This is a genomic window from Paramagnetospirillum kuznetsovii (assembly GCF_003284725.1).
Lineage (GTDB): Bacteria > Pseudomonadota > Alphaproteobacteria > Rhodospirillales > Magnetospirillaceae > Phaeospirillum > Phaeospirillum kuznetsovii.
Genome location: NZ_PGTO01000013.1, coordinates 63,018 through 75,936, shown reverse-complemented (window position 1 = coordinate 75,936; position 12,919 = coordinate 63,018). Strand labels below are relative to the sequence as shown.

At 60.3% G+C, this 12,919-nt stretch carries 19 protein-coding genes; 4 read left to right on the top strand and 15 right to left on the bottom strand.

Annotated elements, in window-relative coordinates; all coding sequences use genetic code 11:
• Positions 1–228: 228 nt before the first annotated feature.
• The gene (locus CU669_RS15255; RefSeq protein WP_112146223.1) at positions 229–432 is read left to right on the top strand and encodes a lipoprotein; all 204 of its coding nucleotides are present in this window, start codon (positions 229–231) and stop codon (positions 430–432) included.
• Positions 433–552: 120 nt separating this feature from the next.
• On the opposite strand, the gene CU669_RS15250 is transcribed toward CU669_RS15255, so the two are convergent.
• From CU669_RS15250 to CU669_RS15240, 3 genes are all read right to left on the bottom strand, one after another.
• Positions 553–1,740 (bottom strand): BaiN/RdsA family NAD(P)/FAD-dependent oxidoreductase, encoded by a 1,188-nt coding sequence (locus tag CU669_RS15250; RefSeq protein ID WP_112146222.1) that lies wholly within the window; start codon positions 1,738–1,740, stop codon positions 553–555.
• Between the two features lie 73 nt (positions 1,741–1,813).
• Positions 1,814–2,302 (bottom strand): hypothetical protein, encoded by a 489-nt coding sequence (locus CU669_RS15245; protein WP_112146220.1) that lies wholly within the window; start codon positions 2,300–2,302, stop codon positions 1,814–1,816.
• Positions 2,303–2,335: 33 nt separating this feature from the next.
• Positions 2,336–3,256 carry an AEC family transporter gene (locus tag CU669_RS15240; protein ID WP_112146218.1) on the bottom strand — a complete coding sequence of 307 codons (921 nt, stop codon included), beginning with the start codon at positions 3,254–3,256 and terminating at the stop codon, positions 2,336–2,338.
• Positions 3,257–3,324: 68 nt separating this feature from the next.
• Between CU669_RS15240 and CU669_RS15235 the strand changes: the two genes are divergently transcribed.
• Entirely contained in the window at positions 3,325–4,227 is a 903-nt protein-coding gene (locus CU669_RS15235; protein ID WP_112146216.1) for a dihydrodipicolinate synthase family protein, read from the top strand.
• Between the two features lie 118 nt (positions 4,228–4,345).
• Here the strand turns inward: CU669_RS15235 and CU669_RS15230 are convergent, their stop codons facing one another.
• The 12 genes from CU669_RS15230 to CU669_RS21640 all read right to left on the bottom strand — a co-directional run bounded on the left by CU669_RS15230 (position 4,346) and on the right by CU669_RS21640 (position 11,539).
• The gene (locus tag CU669_RS15230; RefSeq protein WP_112146214.1) at positions 4,346–5,134 is read right to left on the bottom strand and encodes an ABC transporter substrate-binding protein; all 789 of its coding nucleotides are present in this window, start codon (positions 5,132–5,134) and stop codon (positions 4,346–4,348) included.
• Between the two features lie 54 nt (positions 5,135–5,188).
• The gene (locus tag CU669_RS15225) at positions 5,189–6,112 is read right to left on the bottom strand and encodes a tyrosine-type recombinase/integrase (protein WP_112146212.1); all 924 of its coding nucleotides are present in this window, start codon (positions 6,110–6,112) and stop codon (positions 5,189–5,191) included.
• Positions 6,081–6,329 carry a helix-turn-helix transcriptional regulator gene (locus CU669_RS22135; protein ID WP_407671596.1) on the bottom strand — a complete coding sequence of 83 codons (249 nt, stop codon included), beginning with the start codon at positions 6,327–6,329 and terminating at the stop codon, positions 6,081–6,083. The genes CU669_RS15225 and CU669_RS22135 overlap by 32 nt, the downstream gene beginning before the upstream one ends.
• A 163-nt stretch (positions 6,330–6,492) precedes the next feature.
• Positions 6,493–7,266, bottom strand: a complete 774-nt coding sequence (locus CU669_RS15220) for a helix-turn-helix domain-containing protein (RefSeq protein ID WP_146747750.1) — start codon at positions 7,264–7,266, stop codon at positions 6,493–6,495.
• A gap of 169 nt (positions 7,267–7,435) precedes the next feature.
• The gene (locus tag CU669_RS15215) at positions 7,436–7,684 is read right to left on the bottom strand and encodes a hypothetical protein (protein ID WP_112146209.1); all 249 of its coding nucleotides are present in this window, start codon (positions 7,682–7,684) and stop codon (positions 7,436–7,438) included.
• On the bottom strand, positions 7,681–8,106 hold the full coding sequence (locus CU669_RS15210) for a DUF1367 family protein (protein WP_112146207.1): 426 nt from the start codon (positions 8,104–8,106) through the stop codon (positions 7,681–7,683). Before CU669_RS15210 ends, CU669_RS15215 begins: the two co-directional genes overlap by 4 nt.
• Positions 8,106–8,789 carry an ERF family protein gene (locus CU669_RS15205; protein WP_161539674.1) on the bottom strand — a complete coding sequence of 228 codons (684 nt, stop codon included), beginning with the start codon at positions 8,787–8,789 and terminating at the stop codon, positions 8,106–8,108. Before CU669_RS15205 ends, CU669_RS15210 begins: the two co-directional genes overlap by 1 nt.
• A gap of 1 nt (position 8,790) precedes the next feature.
• The gene (locus CU669_RS15200; RefSeq protein WP_112146203.1) at positions 8,791–9,606 is read right to left on the bottom strand and encodes a YqaJ viral recombinase family nuclease; all 816 of its coding nucleotides are present in this window, start codon (positions 9,604–9,606) and stop codon (positions 8,791–8,793) included.
• A 64-nt stretch (positions 9,607–9,670) separates the two neighbouring features.
• A complete protein-coding gene (locus tag CU669_RS22060; RefSeq protein WP_275667819.1) occupies positions 9,671–9,793 on the bottom strand; it encodes a hypothetical protein in 123 nt (40 codons plus the stop codon).
• 1 nt (position 9,794) lies between these two features.
• Complete coding sequence (locus tag CU669_RS15195) at positions 9,795–10,076, bottom strand: hypothetical protein (protein ID WP_112146201.1); 282 nt, start codon at positions 10,074–10,076, stop codon at positions 9,795–9,797.
• A gap of 1 nt (position 10,077) precedes the next feature.
• The gene (locus CU669_RS15190; protein ID WP_112146199.1) at positions 10,078–10,281 is read right to left on the bottom strand and encodes a hypothetical protein; all 204 of its coding nucleotides are present in this window, start codon (positions 10,279–10,281) and stop codon (positions 10,078–10,080) included.
• Between the two features lie 604 nt (positions 10,282–10,885).
• Complete coding sequence (locus CU669_RS21640; protein WP_205119469.1) at positions 10,886–11,539, bottom strand: ImmA/IrrE family metallo-endopeptidase; 654 nt, start codon at positions 11,537–11,539, stop codon at positions 10,886–10,888.
• 160 nt (positions 11,540–11,699) lie between these two features.
• Between CU669_RS21640 and CU669_RS15180 the strand changes: the two genes are divergently transcribed.
• Positions 11,700–11,906: a hypothetical protein gene (locus CU669_RS15180; protein WP_112146197.1), complete on the top strand. Its 207-nt coding sequence runs from the start codon at positions 11,700–11,702 to the stop codon at positions 11,904–11,906.
• Between the two features lie 61 nt (positions 11,907–11,967).
• Positions 11,968–12,873, top strand: coding sequence for a hypothetical protein (locus tag CU669_RS15175; protein ID WP_146747748.1), 906 nt, complete (start codon positions 11,968–11,970; stop codon positions 12,871–12,873).
• Positions 12,874–12,919 lie beyond the last annotated feature (46 nt).

Sequence of the window (12,919 nt, the reverse complement as noted above, 5' to 3'; positions counted from 1 at the left end):
CCAACTGTCTATCACGAGCCGCCCTGTCCCGGAAGGCTTGGCGCGACAGTGTGGTGGACATATTAACGGTTTTACTGCCGAGGGAAAGCGACGAAGTTGCCGTTGCGCCGTCGTGGCGCCAAGGAATTTACTCATCCCTGGGGTTGAGGTGGCGGGTGGACTCACCTAAATTACAGAGGTATTCTCACGTCCAGGTTTTTTCGAGTTCACAAGAGGGGAGTTTTTGTAATGAAGAAGGTTGTTCTCGCTCTCGGCACCGTTCTGCTGTTGACCGCTTGCGGTCCGGGCCGTTTCGAGCCGTTCGGCGGTATCTTCGATCCGGTGTGCCTGAAGGACGGTTCGGTTGCCTTCTACCAGGAAGCCGATGGCAAGGGCACCCTGGGCGAGCCCATCGCCAAGAAGGAATACTGCGCTTGGAACCAGAAGAAGTAGTCGGACGACGGTCCATGCTTCGCGAAAAGGGGGCTTCGGCCCCCTTTTTTATTGGTGTCCCTCAAGCGCCGGGCGTTGCCCGCAACTCCTCGCCAATGAAAATTCATTGGCTCGTCGATCTTATACGCTCTGTCCGGCCACCCAGCCCGACGACCATGCCCATTGGAAATTATAGCCGCCCAGCCAGCCGGTGACGTCCACCGCCTCGCCGATGAAATACAGGTCGGGCAGGCGCTTGCTGGCCATGGTCTTGGATGACAATTGGTTGGTGTCGACGCCGCCCAGGGTGGCCTCGGCGACCCGGTAGCCTTCGGTACCGGCGGGAACCGGCGACCAGGTGCCCAGCAGCGCAGCCAGCTTGCCCAGGGCCGCGTTCTGGGTCTGGCCGATGGGCTTGCCGGTCAGACCGGCGCGCTCGGTCAGGGCGCGGGCCAGCCGGGCGGGCAGCAATTCGGCGGCGATGGTTTCCACCAGGGCGTTGGGCCGCGCCGCCTTGCGCTCCAACAGCCGTTCCTGGGCGTCCACCCCCGGCAGGAGATTGATACCGATGGGCTGGCCCGGCTTCCAGTAGGAGCTGATCTGCAAAATGGCCGGCCCCGACAAGCCGCGATGGGTGAACAGCACCGCCTCGCGAAAACGGGTCTTGCCGAACGCGACCTCGGCATCCAGCGAAATGCCCGCCAGATCGCGCATCAGGCCACTGTCCGGTTCCGAGAAGGTCAGCGGCGCCAGGGCCGGGGCCAGGGGGGTGACTCCCAGATCATAGCGCTTGGCCAGTCCATGGGCGAAGCCGGTGGCGCCGATCTTGGGGATGGACAGCCCGCCAGTGGCGACGATCAGGGACTTGGCGGTGACGGTGGCGTGACCGGTGGCCACTTCGAACGGGCCTTCGCCGGTGACGGCGCCGATGCGGCAATTGGTGCGGATCTCCACGCTTGCGGCACCGCACTGGCGCAACAGCATGTCGAGGATCAACTGGGCAGAGGTGTCGCAGAACAGTTGCCCGTGCTCGCGTTCGTGCCAGGCGATGCGGTGTTCCTTGACCAGGGCAAGGAAGTCGGCGGCGCCGAATCGCTTCAGGGCCGAGGTGGCGAAATGGGGATTGGCCGACAGATAGTTGGCCGGGGTCACGGTGCGGTTGGTGAAATTGCAGCGCCCGCCGCCCGAGATCAGGATCTTGCGGCCCGGCTGGTCGTTATGGTCGAGCACCAGCACCCGGCGGCCGCGACTCCCCGCCACCGCCGCCGCCATCAGCCCGGCGGCCCCCGCGCCGATGACCACCACGTCATAGGCATGGTGGCGGGTCATGCGAGAAGCGGCCGGGACGGCCGCGCTCCATTATTGGGAGCGCGGGCATCCTGCCCGCATGCGTCGATGAGGCTCAAATCTGGATCTCCTCCATCTTCTCCTTCAGCCATTTGGCCTTCTTGTCCATATCGTGCTCCATGCGCTTGATGCGCTTGTCGAGATCCTCGATATGGGCCAGCCGCTCGACCCGCTTTTCCTTGGCGTAGCCGGAAATGAAGCGCTTGATCCCCCAGTCGGCGGTGACGAAGAACAAGGCCGCTCCCGCCACGAAAGTGACGACCGCCGCCACCGCGCCATAGGCGCTGTTGGCCGCCACCATGGCCCCCCAGAAGCCGATGGTCACCAGCGCCGAGGCAGCGACAAGAATCAACCGGTTGACGGTCTGGTCGTGGACCTGTCGGCGCTTCTCGTTGGAGCGCATGGCGTTGAGGATTTCTTCGCGCGCGATGGCCTGCCAGGTGCGGAACGACATGCCCTTGACCGTCCGGTTGTCGCGGATGGTCTGTTCCAGTTTGCGGACCAGATAGTCGGTCTGTTGCTCGGGGGTGGGATCGTCGGCCATGGGGGCGGAGTCTCGGCGGCGGTGGGGCTGGGGTCAAGGCCCGAATCGGCCGATCACCAGCGGCAGCCAGACCAGGGCGAACAGGGTGGAGCCCGCCACCGCGATGGCGGCGCGGTCGGGGTGGATATTGCGCATGGCGGCATGGACCACGGTGACCGCCGCCAGCGGCACCAGGGATTCCACCAGCAGCACCTGATGACCAACGCGGCCGAAGGCGTGCAGCCAAGCCTTGTCCAGCCAGATGAAGCCCAGCGCCAGGGCTGGCCACAGGCCGAACTTGACGGCGAAGGTGAAGGCGGTGAAGCCGAAATCGAATTTGAACTGGCGGATTTGCGCGAGGCCGAGGCCGACGATCATCATGCCCACCGGCACGAAGCCGCCGCTGAGGATGTCCACCGTCTGCATCACCGGGGTGGGAAGCCTGGTTCCGCTCAGATTGACCATGGCACCCAGCCAGCAGGCGTGCAGTCCCGGATATTTCAGCACGCGGAGGAGGGCGCCGCCCACCGAGGCCTCGGAGCGCGCGATGGTGAAGAAGCCCACGGAATTCTCATAGGCGGTGGCTCCAAACGACACCATGACCACATAGGGCAAGGACTCTGGACCGATCAAGGCCAGACAAGCGGGAATACCGAAGAATCCGGTATTGCCGGTCCCGGCGGTGAAGGCGGCGATGCGCTCGCGGCCGTCTTTCCAGAAACGCCCTGCCAGGGGTTGGAGCAGCAGCGCCGTCAGGCTGCACAGGGCGAACACGGCGAAGGGCAGGGCCAGCAGGGCGCCTTTCAGATCGGCGGTGACGAATCCCTTGAACACCACTGCTGGCGACAGCACGAACAGGGCCAGCTTGCCCAAGTCCTGGCCCTTGACGTCCAGCAGGCGCCCCAACGCGAAGCCGATGGCCACCAGCACGTAAAGCGGCGTCAGTTTAAGGGCGAGGGCGGTGTCGAAGGCCATGGGTCCACTCATCGAGGAAACCGGTGTAGAGTGACGCGGCATCTTCCCCGGCGAAAGGACAATCTCCCATGACCGCATCATCGAGCCTGGATGGCGTGCTTGCGCCGGTGCTGACGCCCTTCGGCCCCGATCTGTCAGTGGATGAAGCCCGCTTCATCCGATTGGCCCGGACCCTGATGGACCAGGGTCTGGGGCTGGCTCCGTTCGGCACCACCAGTGAAGGCAATTCCCTGTCGGTCGACGAGAAGATCGGCCTGATGGACGCCCTGGCGGCGGCGGGGCTGGACATGGCGCGCATGATGCCGGGAACCGGCTGCTGCGCCCTGAGCGATTCGGTTCGGCTGTCGGCCCATGCGGTGACGCTGGGCTGCGGCGGCGTCTTGATGCTGCCGCCCTTCTATTACAAGAACCCGTCCGAGGACGGGCTGTTCGCCGCCTTCGCCGAGACCATCGAGCGGGTGGGCGATGCCCGGCTGCGGGTGTTCCTCTATCACTTCCCCCAGCAGAGCCAGGTTCCCATCACGCTGTCGCTGATCGAGCGGTTGCTGAAGGCCTATCCCGGCATCGTCGCGGGCGCCAAGGATTCGTCGGGCGATTTCGCCAATATGGAGGCCATGTGCACCCACTTTCCCGGCTTCAAGGTCTTCGCCGGGACCGAGCGGCTGATCCTTTCCGTGATGCGGGCGGGCGGCGCCGGCTGCATCAGCGCCAACGCCAATATCCACGGCGCCGCCATGCTGGATCTGGTGCGGCGCTGGCAAGAGCCCGACGCGGCCAAGCACCAGACGGCGTTGGAGGGATTCCGCTCGGTGATGGAGGGATTGCCGCTGATCGCCGCCCTCAAGGCGGTCACGGCGCGGCGGACCGGAGAGCCCGAGTGGCGGCGGGTCAGGCCGCCCCTGGTGCAATTTCCCGTCGAGCGCGAGGAGGAACTGATGGAGCGCCTGAAAGGGATCGGCGTCCTCGGGTAATATCCTTGTCATCCCGAGCGAATGTGAGGGATCTCCGCCTGGAACACTGGTGCCGGTTCTGAAACGCCGCGTCAGGATGAGATCCCTCGGTCGCTTTGCTTCCTCGGGATGACAAAACTCACTTTAACTCGACGATGGCGTCCAGCCCGTTGGCCTTGGCGGCGGCCAGCAGGCGGCCGTCGGCCTTGGCGCGGGCGACGAAGGCGTCCATGGTCGCCAGCCATCCGGCATCGCCGGGCGCCATGGCATAGGCATAGGCGTTGGGGGCCAGGGGCGTGGGCGGCGACAGCAGCTTGGCCCAGTCGTGACGGGCCAGCATCTTGCGCGAATAGGGGTAGTCGGTGGCGAACAGATCGGCGCGTCCCGCCATCACTTCCTGCTCGCGGGCTTCCGGCGTCGCCACCTCCAACAGAGTGGCGTGCTTCAATTCCGTCTTCATGACATCGACCATATAGGTTCCGGCGGCGGCGGCCACCACCACGCCGTCCCGGTCCATGTCGGCGTAGGACTTCACCACCGGATGAGTCTTGGTGGTGATGAAATAGATGCCGCTGCGCAGATGCGGTTGGGTGAAGACCAGCTTTTCCTGGCGCGCCGGGGTGATCGCCACCCCGTGCATGGACACGTCGCAGCGATCGGCCAGTAGGTCGTCGACCAGGGTCTTGAAGGAGGAATCGACGAATTGGACCTTCACCTTCAGATCCTTGCCCAATTCCTTGGCCATGTCGATGTCGATGCCTTCCAACTGGCCGGTCCGGGTGTTGCGGTAGGAGATGGAGTAATAGTCGGGCCAGATGCAGACCCTGACCTCGCCCGCCTTGACGATCCGCTCCAAGCGACCGGGTTCGGCGGCCTGGGCTGTGGAAATGCTGAGCATAACGGCGGCGGCGAGGACGATCCGTTTCATTTTCCCTCCTGATACGATGGTTATATGGTATTGCATCGATAGCAAAAACGGTAGTTATTTCATCAAGTTGCGTGACGCTTTCTGGAAACTGGTTTCCAGCTTCAAAATCGCGGAATTGGCGCGGGTTTTCTGATCCGCTTCCCGGGCGTAATGCTCCACCATTGCCAGCGTCCGATGCCCGGTGATCGACATGATTTCGTGGCTGCTGCACCCTGCCTCTGCCAGCTTTGCGGCGGCGGTCTTGCGAAGGCCATGGAAGACGCACCCGGTCAATTCCACATGGTCGTGCATCAGGCGCGAGAAGTAGGATTGAAACGACTTCACGTTGAACGGCCTGCCGCTGGCATTGGTCAAGATGGTCAAGGCGACCTTGGGCCATGCGTCCAGTTCCGCCTTCAAGGCGGCAGGGCAGGGGATGTAAAGCTTCTCGCCGGTCTTCTGCTGCACGATCTTGATGCCGGTTCCGTCATAGTCAGACCATCGCATCGCGATGCAGTCGCCTTCACGCTGGCCGGTCCAGAGCGCCAGGACGATTGCCCGGCTCATGGCTTCCGGCAGTGTCTTCATGGCGAAGGCAATCTCGGCGTCGGTCCAGCGGCGGTGTTCGCTCAACTCCATCGGCTTGATCCGGGTGATGGGATTAAACTCGATGTATTCCCGATCCACGGCGAAATTCATCAACACCCGCCAGCATTGGAGAATGGCGTTAGCAGCGCCCGGACGGTCGGCAAACGTGTCCATCGACATGAGCGCGTGACGGCGCTTGATCTTGGTAATGTCGCTGTCCTGATAGGCTTTCATGATGTTGTACATGTACCTGATGCGCTGGCGTTTGGTTGACTGCGATGCCCGCTGAAAGGCTGTAGACCGCTGGTATTCCCGTATTACAGCGCCGACCGTCCGAACGCCGGTATCGTCGCCGTAGCGGTACTCTTTGATCGTGCCGTCAGCGAGGCGCTTTTTTACGATTTTGGTCATGGAACCTCCGGGCGCATTCATCAGGATCGGTTGACGAGGGTGCGCGTCCGCTGGCGGCAGCGTCAAGGGTAGAGGCGATAGCCTGTTTCACCGTCGCTTCGTCCCACCGCTTCAAGCCGCCGAGAGCGACGGGAGGCGGCAATACGCCTTTCTCAACCAGCCTCATGGCGGTGTTCTTGGACACGTCCAGATAGGCAGCGAGGGAGGTTATTGACATGTAGCTCATGTCACCGCCACACCGCTCTTAAGGCCATGACATTGAGCGAGACGAACGCGGTCAAGAAAATGGCAACCACGGCGCAGCCGTGCAATCCACAAGGTGACGGCGCTGGGGCTGTCTTCGGCGCGGTCCATGTTTCCGCGAGGCATTCCGGTATGGTTCATTTCTTCTTCCTCCGCACCTTGGCCGCTCGCTGTTCCGCAACCACATCATCGCAGTAAATGCGGATCGTTTCCGGGCAACGGCCCATGATCCGGCCAATCTCGGCCAGAGACTTGCCCTCGGATCGAAGCTGGCGGGCCTGTTGCTTACGGGCCTCTAGCTCTGCCGCCTGGATGGGGGAGTAAGGCTTCTTTCCCTGTATCCGTGTCACCCCGGCCAGCGAGCAAGCCCGCCTCACGGTGATGTTGGAGCACTTTTTCAGCTCGGCAATCTGGTTGATGGTCATCTTCTCTTCGGTGTAGAGCCTGACAATTTCATCGGCAGCGAATTGCACCAACGGCTTGGGCGGGGCTTTAGGATTACGGACCCGAGGCTTGCGCCCTTGCGGAGCCTTTTTGAAACTGAGTCCGGTGGCGCGGAGAATCTTCTTCACCCGGTCAACGCTGACGCCATTCATCACCGAAAGCTCTTTCAGCGTGATGCCCGCGTCATATGACCGACGAAACAGGGCATACCGCTCTTGGGCAATGGCCTTGTTCTTCGCGCACTGCCGCTCGCCCTGGGGCGTCTGCAACCGCGCCTTAGCGGCAGCGATAGCGCCTTTCTTGCGGGCCTCTCGGCTGCCTTTCCAGCGGTTGCGGTCTTCCTCTTGCCGATCCGCCATGCCGGTGTTTAACGGCGCTGCGTTGATGGTCGGCAGCAGGTAGACGGTCGGGCATTTGGTGATAGAGCCGCCGTTGGCGATGAAGTCGTTAATCAGAGCATCGAGCATTACATCCCCCATGGTTAAAGCCGTTCCACCAATTCAGCGTCACTATTACGCCCGCGCTGTTGACCTATGCCTCGGCTGCACATGACATTCGGGAATCCGAGGGTCGGCATTGGTGGCCTTCTGGATCTGGCGAAGACCCGTTTCGGAGTGGGGCAACCCAGCATGTTCGTTAGAACGGAATCTCGTCATCCAGATCGGCGGGCGCCTGCTTCGGAGCGGCCTTGGCGGGGGCGGCGTCCTTCGGCTTGATCGACAGGCTGAAGAACTTCTCGTCGTTCTTCTCCTTGACCCAGCCGGACAGCCAATACTCAACGCCATCGACGTTGATGCTGCCGGTGTATGCCGGGTGGCTGTCCTTCTCGCGGCGCTTGTTCTTCCCCAAGGTTCCGCGGTTGGTGTTGTCGTAATCGGCCATCATTTCTTTCCTTCAAGAATGGATTGGACTTCGGCCTCCAACGCGGCGCTATCGACGCCCGGGAGGATGTCGTTGACCACCACCGCCAGGGCGCGGTCAAAGAACTCTCTGAACTGGTGCTGATCCATCGTGGCGAAGCTGATGGACTTGGGCGAAAACACCTCGCCCTTGACGGTGGCAACCACGGCGCAGTGACCGGCGCGGATCTTGATGACATCGGACACGATCTCGGCGCTGTGATCGCCCGGCATGTTGGCGGCGACGATGCGGCACAGTTCCCAATACAGCCGGTGGTGCGCCAGATTGCGCGGCTTCTTGACTTCAGCCGTGACCATGTCGCCAACCTTGTAGCGGGACAGGATCTCGGCTGCGTCCTGATTGGCCGGGCGCAGACCACCGAGGGTTTTGATGAACAGGGCGAACATCAGGCGGCATCCGCGGGAAGCTTGGTTTCGGTGAACGCCTTGAACCAGTTGACCAGTTCGGCATAGGCCAGCGGGCTTTCGCGCTTGATCTCGTCGATGGTCTTCTGCTGGTCCTTCCACATTTGACGGGCATGCAGAACGGATGCGGCGTGAACGGTCACGTCTTCCTTCAGATGGTCGATGAAGGCTTCGTGCTGGGGCGAGAGGTTGGCCTTGATGACGGGGTCGGAACCTTTCGTCGCGCCCTTCGACACCACCACCGGCTTGGCGGCGGGCTTCGGCTTCTCATGCTCGACGCTGTCATGGTCGGCATCATCGCCGGTTTCCAGACCGAGGGCTTTCAGCAGGGCATACTTGACGGCATAGCTGATCGCCTTGCCCGGGCCTTTGTCCTGGCTGTCGATGCCGTACCCCATGCTTGGAACGTCGATGAAGTCGGACGGATCGTCGATGTTGGCGAAGCGAACCTTCATGATGACTTCGGTGCGGTTGCCGTCCTGCGCCGGAACCAGATCGACCGGGTAGTAAACGACACCGTGCTTCACCAGAACCGGACGCACCTTGGCGGTCACGGCGTCATGGCTGACGATGGTGTAGTTCATGCCGTTCTTCTTTTCCTTCTGGACGTAGGTGACTTCCTGCATCGCAGCGTGAAGGCGCTGATGAATGTTGAGCGTGGTCATGTCAGATCTCCCTGACGGTGATGGCGTTGTTGCGGGACCGGGAGGCAGAGACGCCATAGCCAGCGGCAGAGCGGCCATCGTGTGGCAGCAGCTTCTTGAGGCGGGTCTTGGCGTTGTCGTTGGCTTTGGCCGCATCCTTGGTGGCTTGGTAAGTGAAGGCTGCGTCTGCCCAGTCGTTATGGCCGGTCATGTCGTAGATCTTCAGATCGTCGAAGGCGATGGGCGGTGCCAGCAGATGGGCGCAGACGCTGGGAACCCGGCCTGTCTGGACGCAATCCCAAAAGTCGGCCTCGGCATCGACCAGCTTGGCGATGTAGGCGTCGTCGCGCTGGATCTCGTAGTATTCCCAGGTCGTGGTGCCAAAGAAGACGGACAGATAGCAGAGCGGCATCTGCGTCACTTCCATCAGGTGCTGGCACTGCGGATAGTAGGTGGCGATAACCTCGTCACCGTGACCGGCCTTGTACTGATTGACGTGCTTGGCCTCGAACACCGCGGCGACCGTCATGCCGTCCACGTTGCAGCGCATCCACTTGTGGGTGGAATGGACGAACGGCTTGGCGATGGTCTCGACGGCGATGCCGGTTTCGGTCTGGAACCAGTAGCGGTTCAGATCCTCGGAGCATGTCCCCATCTGCACCGGAAGAACGCGGGACAGATCTTCCGGCTCGATCTCGTTACGCTTCTCGCGGAACAGACGCAGGATCTTGTCGGGATCGTCGGAGGCGATGATGTTGGCGTCGGAACCACCGATGCCCTGCGCCCGGGCGGAATGCCAATCGGGCGACTTGTGAATGAGTTTGGCGACAGCGTTCATGGTTACACCACTGAGCAAAGGATTGTGAGGACGGCGGCGGCGATGGCCTCGAGGATGGGACGCATCACTTCACCCCGTGCTGGCGCAGGAAACGCCATGCCAGAGCCTGCTGGCTGTTGGAGGCATCGACCTGTCCGGTGACGATGGCGATGGCGTGGGTGCGCCAGATGGCGATGGTGTGGGCCATGTCAGATCCTCCGCTCGACGGCGGCGGAACCCTTGGCGCACCACAATTCGATACCGGCTTGGTCGAGGAGATAGGACTGCTCGTCGTCCACCCATTCCTCGCACTTGATCCAAAGCTGGGTGTGCGGCTGGACGATTTCGCCGTCAGCGATGGCGCCGATGAAGTACGCCTCGCCGTCTTCGACCGCGATTTCCATGAGAACGTCGGTGTCGTAATCGTCTTCGCATCCGATGCTGCCGACTTCGACGGTGAACTCTCGGGTGATGTTGAGGGTGATGGTCATGTCACATCCCCAATTCGCGCTGGACGCGGACGAACAAGTCGTCGGCGCGGTGAGAGAGGCAGTCAAAGCCTTGGTCGCAGGCCATGTTCCCGGCGTCTTCGATGAAGATCAGGAGGTCGCGCATCAGGGCGGTGTGACGGGTGGGAAGGCCGGACGCTAATGCTGCCTGTACGGCTGCCAGTTCGGCGGAAATCTGAAGTGCCATTGTCTTGCTCCCATCGGTTGGGTCAACCTCTGGGGATTAGAATGGGGGATCTCCCATTCTGCGTCAACAGAAAACCCATCCGATGGGAAAATTTCTTTTCCTCAAACAAAAAACCCGCCGGTTAGGGCGGGGCTGACGGTGGGGATGGGCTGGTCGTGCTTGAGTTTATCTTTCGAGGTTCCTAGCCGAGAATAGGCGGATCTGGCGAGATACGTCTGATATCGAATCATGCGACAATGTTTCGTATTTGAATATCTCACGCGACTTGAAGCATGCTAATTGAACAGAAATTGGTCCGAACCCTGTTTTCAGTCCAATTATAGCGTCTGCATGGTTATAGTTTTTGCAGACTCGAACGAACACGGTTCCCTCTATTGGGTCAGTTGTTATTTTTAACTCGTCATATCCAGACATGAAAAATTCAGCCGAAACAGATCGTTTGATCGCTCCAATTACAGGTCTGTTTCTAATGTATTTTTTTATCCCTGCCCTGAGATCGGGATGCGCCCATAGGACTATGGCGGCTGTTCCCGCCACCATCGCTACGCCGAAGACTGTAGACTCAAGTGACACTGAGATTGTCTCCTAAGCCTTAGTTTGGGGGCTAGTAGGGCATGCCTAGCCGGATCGCCATAGCATGCTTGGACACTTTGAAGTGCCGGGCCAGATCCTCAAGCGATGTCAGGCCGGATTCAAATGCGGCGGTCACGTCATCATCTGGCATCAGAATGTCGGCGGCAGTCTTGTTGGCTTGCCGCTCGAGCGGGTTCTGCAATCCGTCACGCATCAGTTCGTCATCGACAATGCCATCACCGATCCGGTCGCGGTGGTGGATGAAGTGAGCAATCTCATGCGCCAGGGTGAAACGCTGCCGCACGGTCGGATGAAGCGCATTAATCGTGACGATGAAGTCGCCCAAAACATTGCGAATGGACCCGGCAAATCCCGTATCTCTATCTTCATACACGATCCGCATGCCCAAGCGGCGACAGATCTCGTCTAACTTGACGGGCATACCCATGCGCCGGACCTGTTCGATAACAGCCTGACAATGGTCTTCATGGTCTTCGGCATCATATTCGTCAGCATCTGCCGCTATTGACTGCATGATTGACGGGGCTGGGTCATTCTCCTCTTGAAGCAGCTTCTTCAGAGCCACAACGGAGTCATAGCGTGGGTTCTTAACCCGTCCCTTAATGATGTCGCGCACGGCAGTCTCGCCCAGCCCGGCGCGGAGGCTGGCATTCTTCCAGTCCATGTCGAGATCTGCGCAGCGGCGTTCAAGCCATTTTGGGAAGTCTTCCATGGGAGACAGTGTAGGACATTCCCCACAATCCCCGCAACACCCACTTGTGGATAAATCACTGAGTGAATTTACCCATTGACCGCATGGGTTTTCCCCCATTACGATGGGGATTATGCATACAAGCCATACCATCCTTGGTGTCATCACCGATTATCTGACCGCAACTGGGATCTCAAAGACCCGGTTCGGCAAGATGGTGGTGAACGACCAAAAGCTAGTGTTCGAGCTGGAAGAAGGTCGTGACCTTCGCTTGGGCACGGTCCACCGCATCCTGTCGTTCATCGACGCCAACCCTCCAGCCCAAGAAATTCAGCCGTAAGCGCACGGCTGTTTCCGCTCGTCCATTAGGGGGCGGTCATCCTGTAAGAAAGGAATGACAAATGGTTAAAGTTTCTGTTCTGCCGCAACGCGGACACTATGAAGTGCTTGGTATCGAGGCTCTCAACGCCATGCTTGCATCGCCACCTATTGCATCTCGCGTGATGACCATTACGCCGGACATGGCGAAGTACATCCTCGAAACTCATAATCTTCATAATCGGCCCAAGAAGCCCGCGAAGATTTCAGAATACGCCACCGATATGCACTCAGGATCATGGGGTCTGACGGGTGACACAATTAAGTTCTCCGATCTGCGCCTGCTGCGCGATGGTCAGAACCGTTTGCTGGCGTGCCTGAAGTCAGGCGACCCGTTCACCACCCATATCGTCTTTGGCATTGAGGATAAGCTGTTCCATAAGATGGATATCGGGAAGGTCCGCACCGGATCTGATTGCCTTGCCATCGTCGGAGTCAAGAACTCGACTTTGATCGCGGCCTCTATTCGGTGGTGCTTGCTTCTGGAAAATGACCGGGTCAAGACCCGCGACGTTTACACGAATGAGTCCATCCTTCGTGCTTGGGAAACCATCTATAGCAAGCCAATCGACGGAGTGTTTTTAGCTAACAGCGCCAAGTGGGGTGCTGCCAGCAATAAGGCTGGCCTGTGCGGATCTGCGATAGCGACGGCTCTGCACTTTATGTTCTCACGGAAGAACCAGAAGAAAGCGGATGCTTTTTTTGAAGGGTTCGCCAAGGCGCTCAATATCTCCAAGGAAAGCGACCCGCGTAATCGCATTCGCCAGAAGATTGCAATGGCGAAGGACTCATCTGGAACGCGGTTGAGCGAGGTCAGTTATGCGGCCTGGATCATCTTGGCCTGGAACGCATTCCAGGCTGGCCGGTCTATCACAGCGAGCGGTCCTAAGTGGGAAGTCTCCGAGATGTTCCCCGTCATCCATGGCTAGCAGGAATGGGGGCGAAAGCCCCCTTTCCACCAGATCTCATTTCGCG

Coding starts and splice junctions, on each gene's coding strand:
- CU669_RS15205 (WP_161539674.1), bottom strand. CDS start 8,789: ATGACCACGCTCAACATTCATCAGCGCCTTCACGCTGCGATGCAGGAA.
- CU669_RS15225 (WP_112146212.1), bottom strand. CDS start 6,112: ATGACCAAAATCGTAAAAAAGCGCCTCGCTGACGGCACGATCAAAGAG.
- CU669_RS22135 (WP_407671596.1), bottom strand. CDS start 6,329: ATGTCAATAACCTCCCTCGCTGCCTATCTGGACGTGTCCAAGAACACC.
- CU669_RS15195 (WP_112146201.1), bottom strand. CDS start 10,076: ATGACCATCACCCTCAACATCACCCGAGAGTTCACCGTCGAAGTCGGC.
- CU669_RS15240 (WP_112146218.1), bottom strand. CDS start 3,256: ATGGCCTTCGACACCGCCCTCGCCCTTAAACTGACGCCGCTTTACGTG.
- CU669_RS15210 (WP_112146207.1), bottom strand. CDS start 8,106: ATGTTCGCCCTGTTCATCAAAACCCTCGGTGGTCTGCGCCCGGCCAAT.
- CU669_RS15215 (WP_112146209.1), bottom strand. CDS start 7,684: ATGATGGCCGATTACGACAACACCAACCGCGGAACCTTGGGGAAGAAC.
- CU669_RS15200 (WP_112146203.1), bottom strand. CDS start 9,606: ATGAACGCTGTCGCCAAACTCATTCACAAGTCGCCCGATTGGCATTCC.
- CU669_RS15175 (WP_146747748.1), top strand. CDS start 11,968: ATGGTTAAAGTTTCTGTTCTGCCGCAACGCGGACACTATGAAGTGCTT.
- CU669_RS15190 (WP_112146199.1), bottom strand. CDS start 10,281: ATGGCACTTCAGATTTCCGCCGAACTGGCAGCCGTACAGGCAGCATTA.
- CU669_RS15220 (WP_146747750.1), bottom strand. CDS start 7,266: ATGCTCGATGCTCTGATTAACGACTTCATCGCCAACGGCGGCTCTATC.
- CU669_RS15250 (WP_112146222.1), bottom strand. CDS start 1,740: ATGACCCGCCACCATGCCTATGACGTGGTGGTCATCGGCGCGGGGGCC.
- CU669_RS15180 (WP_112146197.1), top strand. CDS start 11,700: ATGCATACAAGCCATACCATCCTTGGTGTCATCACCGATTATCTGACC.
- CU669_RS21640 (WP_205119469.1), bottom strand. CDS start 11,539: ATGGACTGGAAGAATGCCAGCCTCCGCGCCGGGCTGGGCGAGACTGCC.
- CU669_RS15235 (WP_112146216.1), top strand. CDS start 3,325: ATGACCGCATCATCGAGCCTGGATGGCGTGCTTGCGCCGGTGCTGACG.
- CU669_RS15245 (WP_112146220.1), bottom strand. CDS start 2,302: ATGGCCGACGATCCCACCCCCGAGCAACAGACCGACTATCTGGTCCGC.
- CU669_RS15230 (WP_112146214.1), bottom strand. CDS start 5,134: ATGAAACGGATCGTCCTCGCCGCCGCCGTTATGCTCAGCATTTCCACA.
- CU669_RS15255 (WP_112146223.1), top strand. CDS start 229: ATGAAGAAGGTTGTTCTCGCTCTCGGCACCGTTCTGCTGTTGACCGCT.
- CU669_RS22060 (WP_275667819.1), bottom strand. CDS start 9,793: ATGGCCCACACCATCGCCATCTGGCGCACCCACGCCATCGCCATCGTC.